Origin of the sequence: Butyrivibrio sp. VCB2006, assembly GCF_000420945.1 — a bacterium.
Taxonomy (GTDB): domain Bacteria; phylum Bacillota; class Clostridia; order Lachnospirales; family Lachnospiraceae; genus Butyrivibrio.
The window spans coordinates 225,494-240,675 of the sequence record NZ_ATVX01000005.1 but is presented as its reverse complement, the minus strand read 5'-3'; the positions used below and the strand labels follow the sequence as shown (position 1 = coordinate 240,675).

Genomic DNA, 15,182 nt, shown 5'->3' with positions numbered 1-15,182 from the left:
TGCCTATTACCAATTAAGCTTATGCTCACCGCCTGTCAGCTCTTTGGTCTCGCCACCGGGAAGCATAAGTGTACATGTAGAATTCTCAGGTACAGTCACCGATATCTCTTTTGACGTGGAATTCCAGGACACTTTAATAAGTCCGTTTCTTGTCTGAAGTGATCCTTCTGCACTCTCAAGGCTTTCCGTCACAGTGGGCGCTACAAAAAAGTGCTTGTATCCCGCAGCCTTTTCATCAGGCTTTATTCCCAGAATATCGCTGTAGCAAAATGCCAAAACGCTTGAATATGCAGCATGGTTAAGAGATCCCGTAACCTCATATGCGCCATTAGGATAATCATTTCCTTCTCTATCCTGGTATCTGAATACCCCCATATCCTCAGGATTCGTAGTAAGCCCCATAGAAAGAGGATGTGCTATTCCACCGGGAGCAGTATTAGTCAGCACCCTGACAGCCGTATTGCCGTAGCCGTTTTGTGCTAGTGCAGGCAGATACTGAGCCATTCCTGAATATCCCGGATAGAAGAGGTTTGCACCATACTCACTAAGCATATTAAGTCTCTCTGCTGCGTCTTTTTTCATATCCTCAGGGAAAAGATCAAAGGCTATTCCTAAAGCATATGCTGTCTCAGATTCTACATCTGCAATCAGAATTCCTGCCGCAACGCTTGGATCCTGTCGTATGAAAGTCTCCTGCCATTTCTTTGTAAACTCATCAGCATAACCATCAAAGATTTCTGCCAGCTGCTCATCTTCTCTAACCTCATGCATTCTTGCAACCAGCCTTGCAGAATGCGCAGCCCAGGCAGTGTCTGTCAGACTTTCAGGCGTTGATTGTCCTGACAAGTGGTCGCCGTAACCTTCCGTAGTTAAAAGAAAATCTTCCGACCTGTCCATCAGATAATACACCCAGTTCTCAGCTGCATCTATATTATCAGCAATTATAGTCTGATCTCCATATTGAAGATAGGCATTCCAGGTGATCTGGGTGATGCTGTCCCCCCAGCAGCTATGTCCTCCAAAGGGATTGTTGGTGGGCGCCACATCATTTATGGAGCCATCCCCGCCCTGCTGAGTTCTTAGTTCTTTTAAATAATTGCGATAAAAAGCTTCTGTATCATATGCATACATGGCAAAACCGGACACTGCCTGTGCATCTCCGGCCCAGCCAAGTCTTTCATCTCTCTGAGCACAGTCCGTAGGGTTGTCCATCATGTTTGCCCTAAGACTATATATAGAATTCTTATAAAGCTTATTTATGATCTCATCTGAGCAGCTAAACTCTCCTGTCTGCTCCACATCGGAAGAAATCGCTATTGCTCTTATAGCATCAACCGGAATTTCCTGGTCAAGTCCTATAACTTCCACGTATCTAAAGCCATGGTAGGTATGAGAGAAACAAACTTGGCTATCAGCTTTATCAGCGCTGCATACGTAATAATCCGTACTCTTAGCAGATAACAGGCCCTTGGTCCAGACAGAAGCATCCTCGCCATCATGGTATCTCCAAAACATCTTGTCGTCATTGAGAATCTCACCATATCTGAAGGTAATTACCTGACCATCCTCAAGACCAGTCAGCTTACTCATATCAATCTCAATAGTTCCCGCAATGTTCTGTCCGAAATCATATACAAAATGTCCGCCATCAGTCTCGCTTACATTTACATACTCAAAGCTATCCCACTCTGCGATAGATTCGTTTTCCTTATGGCGAATCTGCGCGCTCAGGAATTTATCATCCACAGCGTCAACTACCGGATTGCTCCAGTCATTGGCAGTATTAATGTCCCTTCTGTCATCAACAAACTCGCCCTGATAGATATCATCAAACCTGTATCTGCTGCCTCTGCTGACAGAAAAGCTCTCGTCCGTTGGAATAATCTCTTTTGACCCATCCTTGTAATTAACTACAAGTTCACCCTTAACTGCCAGAGTATCTCCCCAGGGCGCTGCCACCTCCGGATAACCCACACCTCTGTCAAAAAAGCCGTGGAAAAGATATATATTCATTTCATTGGTATCTTCCAGCATGTCCGTCACGTTATAAGAAACGTAGTTCAGATACTTATCAAATACCATTTTACCCGGGTCAAAAAAGTTATCTGAAACCCTCTGTCCGTTTAGCTCTATATCGTATGAGCCTAGGGCAGTCATATATAAATAGGCGCTATCCACCTTATTTTTTTCAATATCAATTTCGCGTTTAAATACTCTTGCCGGATCTTTGTCTGTCTCTGACAGTAAGAATCCGGAGGTAATGATCATGCTCTTTCCCTTGGAATCATAGGAATACTTATAATACATTGGGTCAAAAGCACTTCCATGGTAATTTGCATAATCATATCCATGGAGTTTATTTACAAATACTCCATCGAAGGATTCACTAAAGACCTCCTGTCCCTCTGAAGTCACCTTGATATCATCAATACCGGCAGTATCTGTGCCTCTTGATTTGTAAGTACCAACACAGGCAAGTGGGAACTTTGGAACATCAATTTCACCAAGGTCCTTATCATTAACAGTAACCCTTGCTTTATCATCTTTTACAGCTATGCTGACGTTATAAATACCGAAGTTTTCCCCTTCAAGCGGAATCTCCAGCTTATAACTGTCATCCTCAACGCCCCCATTAAAGCTTCTAAAGGTAAAGCATTCATTTCCTTCTACAGCTCTGATTCCATAAAGGGACACTCTTCCATACTCGCCATTGGAATCACCCAGGGCAAAACTGGCTTCAGTTCCATCAACAGCCATAAGAAAAGATGCCTCATACTCAGTGGGACGTACAATACCGTCCTCCAATTCAGCATCTGTCTCCTTTGGTGCACTGATAAAATGTGCCACACTCATGCCAGGGTCGTATTCATCTATAAGAGGGAATACTACATTTTCAAATTCATCTGCCTTTAAAGATGCTTCTTTATCACTGCCAGCGCCACAGCCCATTAACGCAGATACGGTCATAACCACACCCAGTAGAGCAGCCCCTACGCGTCTTCTATTTCGTCCCATCATAATTTTCCTAATAATTCCTGTGCTACTTCACTTCCATGTTTAGCAGCATAAGATGCCCACTTCTTGGCCTTAGCCGGATTTTTTCCTCCAAATTTCCCTTCAAAGTATCCTACTGCAATTTCCTCTGCAGCCTCGATGCTTCCTTTACCGGCCATATCAATTAAATCTAATAATCTCTGTTTCTTGTCCATTAAACTTCTTTCTCCATTACCTAAAACTCTTCAAATATTCCTTGTGTTCATCTGATACCCTGTAGCTCTCTACAGCCTTTTGTATTGCCTTCTTATGAACCCAGTCATCTAGCTTTTTCTCTTCGATGTACTTTACGCTCTCGTCGTATCTTTTTGCAAGAGCTGTTGCGAAGTACCAGGCCACCATCATCTTAAGGTAGTAGTCATCACCCTTTTTAGAAGCCACAAGCTCAAGATACTCCTCTTTAAAATCATCTCCAAGATACTCATTCATAAGCATACGTATGCCAAATCTGGCAGTATATACCTCATCTGAAGCAATCCACTTCTTCACATAGGGAAGAAGCTTTTCATGGTTCTTCTTAAAAGATTTGGGCGTTGCCTGATCAGATACAGGCCAACAGTCTACGTAGGGAAGAAACGCCTCTGTTTTTTGAACCGTCTCATCAAAATCTTTTATCATCGAAACGATAAAGAAATGAACCAGATTCTCCTCGTAGTATTTGTGGGGAAGCTCATTTAAAAACTCATCCCTCTCCTGGCTTCCAAACACCTCTTTGGCTATTGCTCTCATAGCCGGGGTTCTGACGCCAATGATCGTAGATGGATCAATGTTCGGAACAAGCTTTGCCTGAAACTCTTTGTATTCGTCGTCTTTTTCTTTTAGAAGTCTTTTGTAAACGCTCATATAGTTTTCCCCTTTACTCGTCAATTATATAGTACAAAGGAAAATTTAGAAAGAATAAGGCATCAAAAAACTCCTGATGCTGTTTTCACAACATCAGGAGTTTATTCTCATTTAGATTATATCAGCCCTTTGCAGCAAGTGCCTCTTTAATCTTCTTGGTAAGAGCAGGAACGATCTTGTTAAGATCTCCTACAACACCATAATCAGCTACGTCAAAGATAGGAGCATTCTCATCCTTGTTGATAGCGATGATGATATCAGACTCTTCCATACCGGCAACGTGCTGGATAGCTCCGGAAATACCGATAGCGAAGTAAAGCTGAGGACGTACTGTCTTACCTGTCTGACCAACCTGGAGATCCTTTGGCTTCCAGCCTGAATCTACAACGGCACGTGAGCAGGAAACTGTTCCGTTAAGAGCCTCTGCAAGATCCTCAAGAATCTTGAAGTTCTCAGGGCTGCCAACTCCACGGCCACCGGATACAAGGATCTTAGCAGCCTGGATATCAGCTACAGAAGATGCTTCCTTAACGATCTTAACGATCTCTGTATAGCAATCATTCTCTTCGAAACCAGGATTGAACTCTACAACCTCTGCCTTAGCACCCTTGATAGGATCGATCTTCTGCATAACGCCTGGACGAACTGTAGCCATCTGAGGACGGAAGTCAGGACAAGCGATAGTAGCGATTGTGTTTCCACCGAAAGCAGGTCTTGTCATAAGGAGCTGTTTGTGCTTGGTCTCTCTAGCTGGTGATGGCTCAAGAGGGAAATCACCTATATCAAGACTTGTACAGTCAGCTGTAAGACCTGTATGTACTCTTGATGATACTCTAGGGCCAAGATCTCTACCGATGGCTGTTGCACCAACAAGGAGGATCTCAGGCTTGTACTCATCAATTACAGATGCAAGCGCATGTGTGTAAGGCTCTGTTCTGTAATCCTTAAGTGCAGGATCATCTACTAAAATTACTCTGTCAGCACCATACTCTGCAAGCTTGTCTACAAGACCCTTAACATCGCTTCCAAGAAGTACTGCTGTTACTTTTTTCTCATCAAGATCTTCTGCAAGATTCTTGGCTTTGCCCAGAAGCTCAAGTGCGATGCTTGAAAGCTCGCCATCTACCTGCTGAGCAAATATAAATACACCCTTATATTCTTCTAAAGACATGACTCTTCTCCTTTATCATTAAAATATTTACTGTAATGTGTGATATACGCATGGCTTCACTTCGTTCTCGCCATGCTACAGCCATTCGGAAAACGATATGTTCATTTCATTCACATATCTTTTTTCCTCATATCTGTTCGGTCCTCAAGGTTTCAATTACATGTCTGCAAGCAGCCATAATTGAAACTTTTCGTCCCTATATCACTCAGATTACATGTTTCTCTGTAAGCTTACCTACAAGATACTCTACTGCTTCATCAGCTGAATCAGGAGCAACCTTTTCGCCCTGACCCTTCTTAACCTTATCAGAAGCCTTAGCAATCTGTGTAGGTGATCCCTTAAGACCAAGGTTTGAATCGTCAACGTCCTTAAGATCTGCTCTGCCCCAAACAGTTACTTCCTGCTCGAAAGCATCGAAGATTCCGCCAGGAGTCATATATCTAGGCTCGTTGAGCTCTGAAAGAGCTGTAACAAGGCAAGGCATCTTAGCCTTAACGATGTGATATCTGTCCTCAAACTGTCTCTTAACTTCTACAGTCTTAGCCTTCTCATCAACCTTGATTTCCTCAGCGTAGGAAATTACAGGAATATGAAGGTGCTCAGAAATCTGAGGTCCAACCTGAGCTGTATCTCCATCGATAGCCTGACGGCCTGTGATGATGAGATCATACTCAAGATTTCTAAGTGCACCGGCAATTGTAGAAGATGTTGCCCATGTATCAGCGCCGCCGAGTACTCTGTCTGTAACAAGGATTGCCTTGTCTGCGCCCATAGCAAGAGCTTCTCTAAGTACAGCGTCAGCCTTAGGAAGTCCCATTGTAAGAACTGTAACCTCAGCGCCATACTGATCCTTTAATCTAAGTGCTGCCTCAAGACCTGCTTTGTCATCAGGATTCATGATAGCAAGCATTGCACCTCTATCCAATGTTCCATCGGGTTTGAACTTAACGCCGCCCTTTGTATCAGGGACCTGCTTAATGCAAACTACAACTTTCATTTTTATTCTCCTTCTATTCTCAAATTAGTAGTGATTACTTAAGTAAAGCACCAGAGATAACCATTCTCTGAACCTCAGATGTACCCTCGTAGATCTCAGTGATCTTAGCATCACGCATCATTCTCTCTACTTCGTACTCTCTGATGTAACCATAACCACCATGGAGCTGAACTGCCTTAGTTGTAACATCCATAGCAACCTCAGCAGCAAAAAGCTTAGCCTTTGCAGCTTCAATTCCGTAATAGTCCTTATTCTTCTTTGCATCAGCAGCCTGGTAAACAAGGAGTCGTGCAGCTTCACACTGTGTAGCCATGTTAGCAAGCTGGAACTGTGTATTCTGGAAAGCACCGATAGCTCTGCCGAACTGCTTTCTCTCTTTTACATATTCAACTGTTCTGTCAAGAGCACCCTCAGCAATACCAAGAGCCTGAGCAGCGATACCAATACGTCCGCCGTCAAGAGTATGCATTGCGATGTTGAAGCCCTTTCCACGAGCACCGAGAAGGTTCTCTGCTGGGATATGGCAATCCTGGAAGATAAGCTCGTATGTGCTTGATCCACGGATACCCATCTTGTTCTCCTTGGTTCCGAATGTGAATCCAGGAGTATCCTTCTCAACGATGAATGCTGAGAACTTCTTCTGCTTTCTGCCCTTCTTGTCTTCTACGATATCTGTGTAAGCGAAGATGATGTAAACATCAGCCTCCTTACCGTTTGTGATAAAGCACTTAGATCCGTTAAGAACCCACTCTTTACCATCTTCTGTAAGAACAGCTTTGGTCTGAACGCCCTGAGCATCTGTACCAGCCATAGGCTCTGTAAGACCAAATGCGCCGAGCTTCTCGCCCTTTGCAAGAGGTACAAGGTACTTCTGCTTCTGCTCTTCTGTTCCGTATGTCATGATAGGATCGCAGCAAAGTGATGTGTGAGCAGATACGATAACTGCCGTTGTACCACAAACCTTCGCAAGCTCCTCAACACACATAACGTATGTAAGAGGGTCACAACCCTGTCCGCCATATTCCTTAGGAATCGGAATACCCATGAAACCATACTTCTGCATCTTTGCAACAGTCTCTCTTGGGAACTCCTCTGTCTCATCAACGTCTATTGCATGTGGCTTAACTTCTTTTTCTGCAAAATCCTTGAAAAGAGCTCTTGCCATTTCATGTTGCTGACTAAGCTGAAAATCCATTATTATTTCCTCCGTTTATTTTCTATCTATTTATTATTTACAAGGAAACACTTGACACCATGGACTCGAAAGTACCTCGTCTCATGTTCAAGTGTACCTGATTGCTATGCTCGATAATACCTCGCTGAGCACTCAGGCATCAGTTGGAACCTTGTTTCCATCAGCATAGTTGTAGAAACCGATGCCAGTCTTAACACCAAGCTTCTTGCCACGAACCATCTTACGAAGAAGAGGGCAAGCACGATACTTGGAATCGCCAGTCTCTGAGTAAAGAACGTCCATGATAGCAAGAACGATATCAAGTCCGATGTAGTCACCGAGTTCAAGTGGTCCCATAGGATGGTTACATCCAAGCTTCATAGCTGTATCGATACCCTGGATATCTGAAACGCCTTCTGAATATACAAAGATACCTTCGTTGATCATAGGAACAAGAATTCTGTTAACAACGAAACCAGCTGCCTCGTTAACCTGAACAGGAGTCTTTCCAAGATCCTCAGAAATCTTCTTGATCTTCTCAACCATATCGTCTGGTGTGTTAGCACCCTGAATAACCTCAACAAGCTTCATAACAGGAGCTGGATTGAAGAAGTGCATACCAATGATAGGCTTAGCAAGGCCAGATCCGATCTCTGTGATTGAAAGAGATGATGTATTAGAAGCAAAGATACAATCAGGATTCTTAACGATATTGTCCTGAAGCTCCTTGAAAAGATTCTTCTTGATGTCCATAACCTCAAGAGCAGCCTCAACTACAAGATCAGCGTCAGCACAGATGTCATTAAGACCTGTCTGAATCTTAGCTGTGATCTTGTCAGCCTCTTCCTGAGTCTTCTTTCCCTTAGCAACCTGCTTATCAAGACCCTTCTTGATCTTAGCAAAGCCGCCCTCTGCAAACTCTGTCTTGATATCGCAAAGATATACCTTCTCAACACTCTCAGCCTGAGCAAATGTCTGAGCAATACCTGATCCCATTGTACCAGCGCCAATAACAGCTACCTTCATTTTATGTTCCTCCTAAATTTTAATATTCTATGTTTATTCGCATGATACGCATGACTCCGCTTCGCTTTCGTCATGCTGCTTTTATTCGGAATCCGCACTATCGTGCTACTTCCTCATAAAAACGCCGGTCTTCAAGTTCGTGAAATGTTTCTTGCAAGCAAGACATTTCACGACTTTGAATCCCTTATCATGCGTTTTTAAATGCTACTACCTTAACCTTAGCCGGATCATCTTTCTTTCTGAGGAAGTTAGCCATTCCCTCTCTCTGATCCTCTGTCTCGAAGCATGAGCCAAAGAGCTTCTCTTCGATAACAAGTGCATTGTCGATATCTGTCTGAAGACCATCGTTGATTGCCTTCTTGCAAGCGCGAACTGCGATAGGTGCGTTTGCAGCAATCTGTGAAGCCATCTTCTCAGCTGCAGGAAGAAGCTCTTCCTGTGTGTAAACTGCATTAACAAGACCGATTCTGAGAGCCTCGTCTGCCTTGATATTACGTGCTGTGTAGATAAGCTGCTTAGCCATTCCTGCACCGATAAGTCTTGCAAGTCTCTGTGTTCCACCAAATCCAGGTGTAATTCCAAGGCCTACCTCAGGCTGTCCAAACATAGCATTATCTGAACAGATTCTAATATCACAACTCATAGAAATTTCGCAGCCACCACCAAGTGCAAATCCATTGATTGCAGCAATTACCGGAACAGGGAACTGCTCAATCTTACGGAATATATCATTACCCTTTTTACCAAAAGCCTCTCCCTCTGCCTTTGAAAGAGTACTCATCTCTCCGATATCAGCACCGGCAACAAATGACTTCTCACCGGCACCTGTAAGAACAACTGCTCTTACAACGTTTGTGTCGATACCATCAAAAGCAGCAGCAAGATCATCTAGCACCTGTGAATTAAGTGCATTGAGAGCCTCTGGGCGATTGATTGTAACAACAGCGATGTTTTCTTTTACTTCGCAATTAACAAAACCCATTACTATTTCCTCCTGTGAATTATTTTGATAACAGCCTGCCGTGCAAGCACAGCAGGCCGAATTAAACTAGGGTTAACCCTCGTAAGCTTCTACGATTGTAGCGCAGCCCATTCCGCCGCCGATGCAAAGAGTAGCAAGGCCCTTCTTAGCCTCAGGTCTCTTGGCCATCTCATGAAGAAGAGTAACAAGGATACGGCATCCTGAAGCTCCAACAGGATGTCCAAGTGCGATAGCACCACCATTTACGTTAACCTTGCTCATATCAAATCCAAGGTCCTTAGCAACTGCAACTGACTGAGCTGCAAATGCCTCGTTAGCCTCGATAAGATCGATGTTGTCAAGTGAAAGACCTGTCTTGTTAAGAACCTTCTTGGTAGCAGCTACAGGGCCAATACCCATAACTTCAGGCTCAACACCTGCAAGAGCGCCGCCAACCCATGTAGCCATAGGCTTAACACCAAGCTCTTTAGCCTTCTCTTCGCTCATAACAACGACTGCTGCAGCACCATCATTGATACCTGATGCATTACCAGCTGTTACAAGACCGCCCTCTTTACCAGAGCAACATTTAAGTTTTGCAAGAGTCTCAACAGTTGTTCCGGCACGAGGGCCCTCATCTGTCTTGAACTCAACGATTTCCTTCTTAACCTTAACAGGAACAGGAACGATCTCGTCGTTGAACTTACCATCAGCCATAGCCTTCTCGCACTTCTGCTGAGAATTAGCTGAGAACTCATCAAGCTCTTCTCTTGTAAGGTTCCATCTGTCGCAGATATTCTCTGCTGTGATCATCATGTGATAATGATTGAAAGCGTCTGTAAGAGCATCGTTAACCATTGTATCTACAACAGTTCCGTTGTTCATACGATATCCAAAACGTGCATTAGGAAGTGCGTAAGGAGCCATTGACATGTTCTCCATACCACCGGCAACTACAATATCAGCCTCGCCAGCCTTGATAAGGTCAGCTGCCATATTGACACAGTTAAGACCAGATCCGCATACTACGTTAAGTGTTACTGCAGGAGTCTCGATAGGAAGACCAGCCTTGATAGATGCCTGTCTAGCTACGTTCTGTCCAAGACCAGCCTGGATAACGCATCCCATAAGTACCTCATCTACCATCTCAGGCTTAACACCTGCTCTGTTAAGTGCCTCCTTGATTACGATTGAACCAAGTTCTGCTGCAGGAGTATTGCTGAGAGCTCCTCCCATCTTACCAATGGCTGTTCTGCATGCGCCTGCTATAACTACCTTCTGTGCCATAAAATATTACCTCCGTTTAACTCGTTAAATTTTTATCAGAACAGATTTATTGTAGCACAGCGATTAGGCAAATGCAACAAAAAATGTCGAAGTGACGTGAATATTTTATTTAAAAGCCATAAATTGACAATCTTTTAACACGATATTGATAAAAAAATAACAGTGCCGCAATATCGCAGCACTGTTACTTCTTACGTTCTATTCAATTGTAGAAACCACCTCTAAGTGAGATAGTTTCCGAGCCGATTTATACATCAGGTTCAAGTAAACCGTAAGTATTACCTTTTCTCTTGTAAACTACGTTAATCTGATCTGTCTCGGCGTTAACAAATACAAAGAAATTATGTCCCAGAAGTTCCATCTGTACGCAAGCATCCTCAGCATACATTGGCTTAGGATCAAACTTCTTCATACGTTCGATACGGATGTCTTCATCATCCATATAATCTGTCTCAAGATATTCTTTCTTGAAATTGCTGGCCTCTGCCTGCTGTTTATCTACCAGTTTGCTCTTATACTTCTTGAGCTGTCTCTCAATAACCTCCTCTACCAGATCAATTGATACATACATATCATTGCTGACCTGCTCTGCACGGATAATTTTTCCTTTAACGGGAATGGTAACCTCAATTTTATGTCTCTCTTTGTCCACATTAAGAGTGACATTTGCGTTAGTATCGGGAGTGAAATACTTCTCCAGCTTGCCTATCTTTTCCTCAACTGCGGAACGAAGGCCGGGTGTTACTTCGATGTTCTTTCCTACGATTGTAAATTTCATGCAATCATCCCCTTTTCGATAGCTCTTTGAATATTTCAGAAAAAAGAAATATCTGTAGCCATTATTTAAGACAATTCGCGTCTTTATGCGGTTTTTGTCTATACGCTATTATACCATTGAACAAAGCTTATATGCAATTTCAAAGAGTAATGTTAAACATAATCTTTTTATTAACAAACCGAATTTGTACAACATGCACAAAAAATATCTATTGCTTTCAATTGCTTAAAATCCACTTGATTAAGACTCATTTTGTGGACAATGTGGATAACTTCGTGTATAAGTCCTTAAAATCTACATTTTTATCTTGTGGATTGTGGATAACTAATAAAGAAATTGTTAAAAAAAAATATTAATTTCATGTTGACTTTTCAATTTATGTGCAATAGTGAGAAATGCACACTCGAAATTGCTTCGCAATTCCTCGTTTCATGGCGTTCGCCATATGTAAATAAAAAAATACAGGTTATCAAGAATAAATTCTCGATAACCTGCATTATTTATTTACGCATTTCTCACTTTTAGAAGATCCTACGAACGGCTAATACTGTTCTGTAGTCTGCATTAGAAACCTTGATACCGGTCTTAGCTGTAGAAGCATGTACAATCTGGCCATTACCAATATAGATAGCAACGTGACCTGAATAGCATACGATATCACCAGGCTGTGCATTAGCAAGTCCATCAACAGCTGCACCAACAGATCTGTCAGCACCTGAGCTATGAGGAAGACTAACACCAAAGTTGTTATAAACACTCATTACAAATCCTGAACAGTCAGCACCGTTTGTAAGTGATGTTCCACCATATACATATGGATTGCCAACAAACTGAAGCGCGAACTGAGCAACAGCAGAACCAATAGAGCTTGTAGCTGTAGTATAAGAACTAGCTGAGTTATAGTTGCTTGATCCTGAAGAGCTTGAAGACTTGGAAGTATTGCTCTTAGCTGCCTTATTAGCTGCTGCTCTTGCTGCCGCCTCCTTAGCAAGACGAGCTTCCTCTTCAGCCTTGGATTCAGCCTTAACAAACTCAGTAGAAAGTGTTACGTAATCAGTAGAAACGTATCCGTCACCTTCCTCGATACTAACCTTAACCCAACCATCGAGTTCTTCCTCTACAACAAGTTCGTCCTCGATTGGAACAAGACCGATAACCTCAGCATCAAGGCCTGCACCATTTCTAACCTTAAGGGTTGTGGTTGTAACTGTAGCGATTCTGGTTCCAACTTCCTTGGCAAGTTCAACAGCATCATCACCTGTTACGCAGAACTCAGCCTTAACGAATCCTTCTACAGAACCTGACTGAATCTTGTACCAGCCATCCTGCTCCTCTATATAAGTACCTACTGACTTATCATAGAGCTTACCTACTATCTCACCTTCCTCGCTAGGAATATCTCTTACGTTAACGTAATTGGTAACCTTAGCGATAACAAGTGACTTAAAGAGTTCCTCTTCTGACTGCTCCTCATCCTCAGATGCAGCTTCTGCTGCAGCATCCTTGGACTTCTGAATAACAGCACCTGTAGCGTTCTGAATATCTGAAAGAACACTATCTGTAACAGTAGAAGCTAGTGGTGTCACATCTGTTACAGCATCTGCTAAATCTACAGTATCACCTGAAGTACTACTGCTAGAAGAAGTTTCTGCCTGAGCCTTATCAGCCGCAACTGACTGCTGAAGAGTTGAAAGAGATACCTGATTATTTCCAAGGGCATAAGTAATACCTGCCTGAGGCATTACACTAGTCACCTTATTATTTGTAGCAGCGTAGGCGTCTATGTTTGAACCTAAAAAAGTAATAGCAGCTGTGAATGATAATGCTACGAGCTGCATTTTCGCTTTTCTCAAAACTGACCTCCAAATTGTTACGAAATTTGTTACATCTTTTTAGAATATAAACTAATTCTAAACTTTTGTCAACCCTAAAATAATTTAAGAAGTGACGAAAATCCGATATTTTCGCCACTTCTTAGATACGAATTGTATTTAATTTAGTTTCTGCATTATTGCTTAATCGTTTTCACTTCTCTTTTCCAACCAGAAAATCTTGCACAGATGTTACAGCATTTGCGCCATCTGCAACAGCTGTCACAATTTGACGAAGTCTCTTTTTTCTGGAATCACCTGCAACAAAAATTCCGGGCGCAGAGGTCGCTCCATCTTCTGACGCAATTACGTAACCTTTTTCATCGCAATCTATCAAATTTTCGAATAAATCTGTTGAAGGAACAATACCAATTGCCACAAATATTCCATCTACATCCAGATTATTTGTTTCTTTATTCTTAACGTTTTCCACAACAAGGTGAGTAACCTTATCTTCGCCCTTAATTTCCTTAACAACGCTGTCCCAGATAACCTCAATATTATCCAGTCCAAACAGCTCTTCCTGAAGGATTTTGGTAGCTCTTAGCTCATCTCTTCTGTGGATCAGGTAGACCTTGCTGCAAAATCTTGAAAGGAAAATAGCATCTTCCACTGCCACATCGCCACCACCATTTACCGCTGTAACTTTTCCTCTATAAAAAGCACCATCACAGGTAGCGCAATAAGATACACCCTTTCCTATAAATTCCTCTTCTCCCGGAATCTGGAGCTTAGAATGGTGTGCACCGGTCGCGAGGATGACTGTATGAGTCTCAAACTCACCATTATCTGTAACAACCTTATATACAGGTGCCTTAGTATCAGAGCCCTTGTCTACACACTCAACTCCTGTAACTGTGGCATCAACAAATTCAGCTCCCAGCTTATCAGCATGCTCTCTAAACTTCATGCCAAGGTCAAATCCGTTAACCCCCGGAATACCAAGATAATTGTCTACCTCATAGGTATCAATGATCTGTCCACCGCTGACAGGATTCTTTTCAATAATAATCATGTTAAGTCCTGCTCTCTTTGCATAGACAGCAGCTGAAAGTCCTGCAGGGCCTGAACCTATAATAACAAGATCGTACATATTAACCTCCTTATAAGACACGTATCATATATGAAACTTTAATATAAATTGTGTGCAATTTAATTTTATATTACCATTTTTTTGAATTTTGTAAATACCCATATTATAAAAAGTATATTAACTTTTGATCATATCCATCCTCCGTCAATTGTAATGATCTGCCCAGTCATATATGAAGGCGCCTGTGCAACCTTTAGCACAAGTTCTGCCACTTCAGAAGGATTTCCCAATCTGTCCATGGGAATTTCCCCTCTAAGTTCCTCAAGGTCTTCATCAGTGAGATGTTGTCTGTTCATATCGGTATCTATAACGCCGCAAGCTATTGCATTCACCGAGATACCGCTTGGAGCCAGTTCTTTTGCCAGAGCCTTGGTAAAAGAATTAACGCCACCCTTGGATGCTGAGTAAGCCACTTCACAGGATGCCCCAACGTTTCCCCAGACTGAAGAAATATTGATAATCCTTCCGCTATGTTTCTTAACCATCATTGGAACAGAAAGCTTGCTAATATAGAAGAGAGAGTCCAAATTTGTAGACATTAGTCTCTTCCAATCCGAAATCTCCATATCTGTCAAAAGACCTATCCACGCAACTGCGGCATTATTTACCACTATGTCAATATCGTCAATTTCCGCAAACACGCCTTTTAAGCTCTCCATATCACCCACATCGCACTGAAAAGCTTTGGCTGTAATAATTGACGTCTTGGAAAGCTCTGCTGCGAATTTCTCCAAATCCGCTATATTATTCCTACATAAAAGATACAGATCATATCCTTCGGCAGCAAAACGCTCGGCGATGCTTCGTCCTATTCCTCTGGATGCTCCTGTTATAAGAACTTTTCCCTTCATCATTCAAAACCTCAATTATAGTTTTTATAACAACAAAACCGAGGAGTAATACTCCTCGGCTACTATTGTCGCAAAT

General features: G+C 42.4%; 13 protein-coding genes. All 13 read right to left on the bottom strand.

The window, feature by feature from the left end; translation table 11 throughout:
- Positions 1–6 precede the first annotated feature (6 nt).
- The 13 genes from G613_RS0106890 to ymfI all read right to left on the bottom strand — a co-directional run bounded on the left by G613_RS0106890 (position 7) and on the right by ymfI (position 15,109).
- Positions 7–3,015, bottom strand: coding sequence for a family 78 glycoside hydrolase catalytic domain (locus G613_RS0106890; protein WP_029231966.1), 3,009 nt, complete (start codon positions 3,013–3,015; stop codon positions 7–9).
- Positions 3,015–3,209: a hypothetical protein gene (locus tag G613_RS0106885; RefSeq protein WP_029231965.1), complete on the bottom strand. Its 195-nt coding sequence runs from the start codon at positions 3,207–3,209 to the stop codon at positions 3,015–3,017. Before G613_RS0106885 ends, G613_RS0106890 begins: the two co-directional genes overlap by 1 nt.
- A gap of 16 nt (positions 3,210–3,225) precedes the next feature.
- Positions 3,226–3,897 (bottom strand): DNA alkylation repair protein, encoded by a 672-nt coding sequence (locus tag G613_RS0106880; RefSeq protein ID WP_029231964.1) that lies wholly within the window; start codon positions 3,895–3,897, stop codon positions 3,226–3,228.
- A 121-nt stretch (positions 3,898–4,018) separates the two neighbouring features.
- Entirely contained in the window at positions 4,019–5,068 is a 1,050-nt protein-coding gene (locus tag G613_RS0106875) for an electron transfer flavoprotein subunit alpha/FixB family protein (protein WP_029231963.1), read from the bottom strand.
- A gap of 205 nt (positions 5,069–5,273) precedes the next feature.
- Positions 5,274–6,065 (bottom strand): electron transfer flavoprotein subunit beta/FixA family protein, encoded by a 792-nt coding sequence (locus G613_RS0106870; protein ID WP_029231962.1) that lies wholly within the window; start codon positions 6,063–6,065, stop codon positions 5,274–5,276.
- 34 nt (positions 6,066–6,099) lie between these two features.
- A complete protein-coding gene (locus tag G613_RS0106865; protein ID WP_029231961.1) occupies positions 6,100–7,260 on the bottom strand; it encodes an acyl-CoA dehydrogenase in 1,161 nt (386 codons plus the stop codon).
- 132 nt (positions 7,261–7,392) lie between these two features.
- Positions 7,393–8,265 (bottom strand): 3-hydroxyacyl-CoA dehydrogenase family protein, encoded by an 873-nt coding sequence (locus G613_RS0106860; protein ID WP_029231960.1) that lies wholly within the window; start codon positions 8,263–8,265, stop codon positions 7,393–7,395.
- Positions 8,266–8,452: 187 nt separating this feature from the next.
- Entirely contained in the window at positions 8,453–9,247 is a 795-nt protein-coding gene (locus G613_RS0106855) for an enoyl-CoA hydratase-related protein (protein ID WP_029231959.1), read from the bottom strand.
- Positions 9,248–9,319: 72 nt separating this feature from the next.
- Positions 9,320–10,513, bottom strand: a complete 1,194-nt coding sequence (locus G613_RS0106850; protein ID WP_029231958.1) for an acetyl-CoA C-acetyltransferase — start codon at positions 10,511–10,513, stop codon at positions 9,320–9,322.
- A gap of 247 nt (positions 10,514–10,760) precedes the next feature.
- Positions 10,761–11,291 (bottom strand): ribosome hibernation-promoting factor, HPF/YfiA family, encoded by a 531-nt coding sequence (hpf, locus tag G613_RS0106845; RefSeq protein WP_029231957.1) that lies wholly within the window; start codon positions 11,289–11,291, stop codon positions 10,761–10,763.
- 521 nt (positions 11,292–11,812) lie between these two features.
- Complete coding sequence (locus tag G613_RS0106840) at positions 11,813–13,144, bottom strand: C40 family peptidase (protein WP_029231956.1); 1,332 nt, start codon at positions 13,142–13,144, stop codon at positions 11,813–11,815.
- 172 nt (positions 13,145–13,316) lie between these two features.
- Positions 13,317–14,255, bottom strand: a complete 939-nt coding sequence (gene trxB / locus G613_RS0106835) for a thioredoxin-disulfide reductase (protein WP_029231955.1) — start codon at positions 14,253–14,255, stop codon at positions 13,317–13,319.
- 128 nt (positions 14,256–14,383) lie between these two features.
- Positions 14,384–15,109, bottom strand: coding sequence for an elongation factor P 5-aminopentanone reductase (ymfI, locus tag G613_RS0106830; protein ID WP_330361448.1), 726 nt, complete (start codon positions 15,107–15,109; stop codon positions 14,384–14,386).
- Positions 15,110–15,182 lie beyond the last annotated feature (73 nt).

Excerpts from the sequence above, each read along its gene's own strand:
- G613_RS0106890 (WP_029231966.1), bottom strand. The coding sequence starts at position 3,015 with ATGGGACGAAATAGAAGACGCGTAGGGGCTGCTCTACTGGGTGTGGTT.
- G613_RS0106885 (WP_029231965.1), bottom strand. The coding sequence starts at position 3,209 with ATGGACAAGAAACAGAGATTATTAGATTTAATTGATATGGCCGGTAAA.
- G613_RS0106880 (WP_029231964.1), bottom strand. The coding sequence starts at position 3,897 with ATGAGCGTTTACAAAAGACTTCTAAAAGAAAAAGACGACGAATACAAA.
- G613_RS0106875 (WP_029231963.1), bottom strand. The coding sequence starts at position 5,068 with ATGTCTTTAGAAGAATATAAGGGTGTATTTATATTTGCTCAGCAGGTA.
- G613_RS0106870 (WP_029231962.1), bottom strand. The coding sequence starts at position 6,065 with ATGAAAGTTGTAGTTTGCATTAAGCAGGTCCCTGATACAAAGGGCGGC.
- G613_RS0106865 (WP_029231961.1), bottom strand. The coding sequence starts at position 7,260 with ATGGATTTTCAGCTTAGTCAGCAACATGAAATGGCAAGAGCTCTTTTC.
- G613_RS0106860 (WP_029231960.1), bottom strand. The coding sequence starts at position 8,265 with ATGAAGGTAGCTGTTATTGGCGCTGGTACAATGGGATCAGGTATTGCT.
- G613_RS0106855 (WP_029231959.1), bottom strand. The coding sequence starts at position 9,247 with ATGGGTTTTGTTAATTGCGAAGTAAAAGAAAACATCGCTGTTGTTACA.
- G613_RS0106850 (WP_029231958.1), bottom strand. The coding sequence starts at position 10,513 with ATGGCACAGAAGGTAGTTATAGCAGGCGCATGCAGAACAGCCATTGGT.
- hpf (WP_029231957.1), bottom strand. The coding sequence starts at position 11,291 with ATGAAATTTACAATCGTAGGAAAGAACATCGAAGTAACACCCGGCCTT.
- trxB (WP_029231955.1), bottom strand. The coding sequence starts at position 14,255 with ATGTACGATCTTGTTATTATAGGTTCAGGCCCTGCAGGACTTTCAGCT.
- ymfI (WP_330361448.1), bottom strand. The coding sequence starts at position 15,109 with ATGATGAAGGGAAAAGTTCTTATAACAGGAGCATCCAGAGGAATAGGA.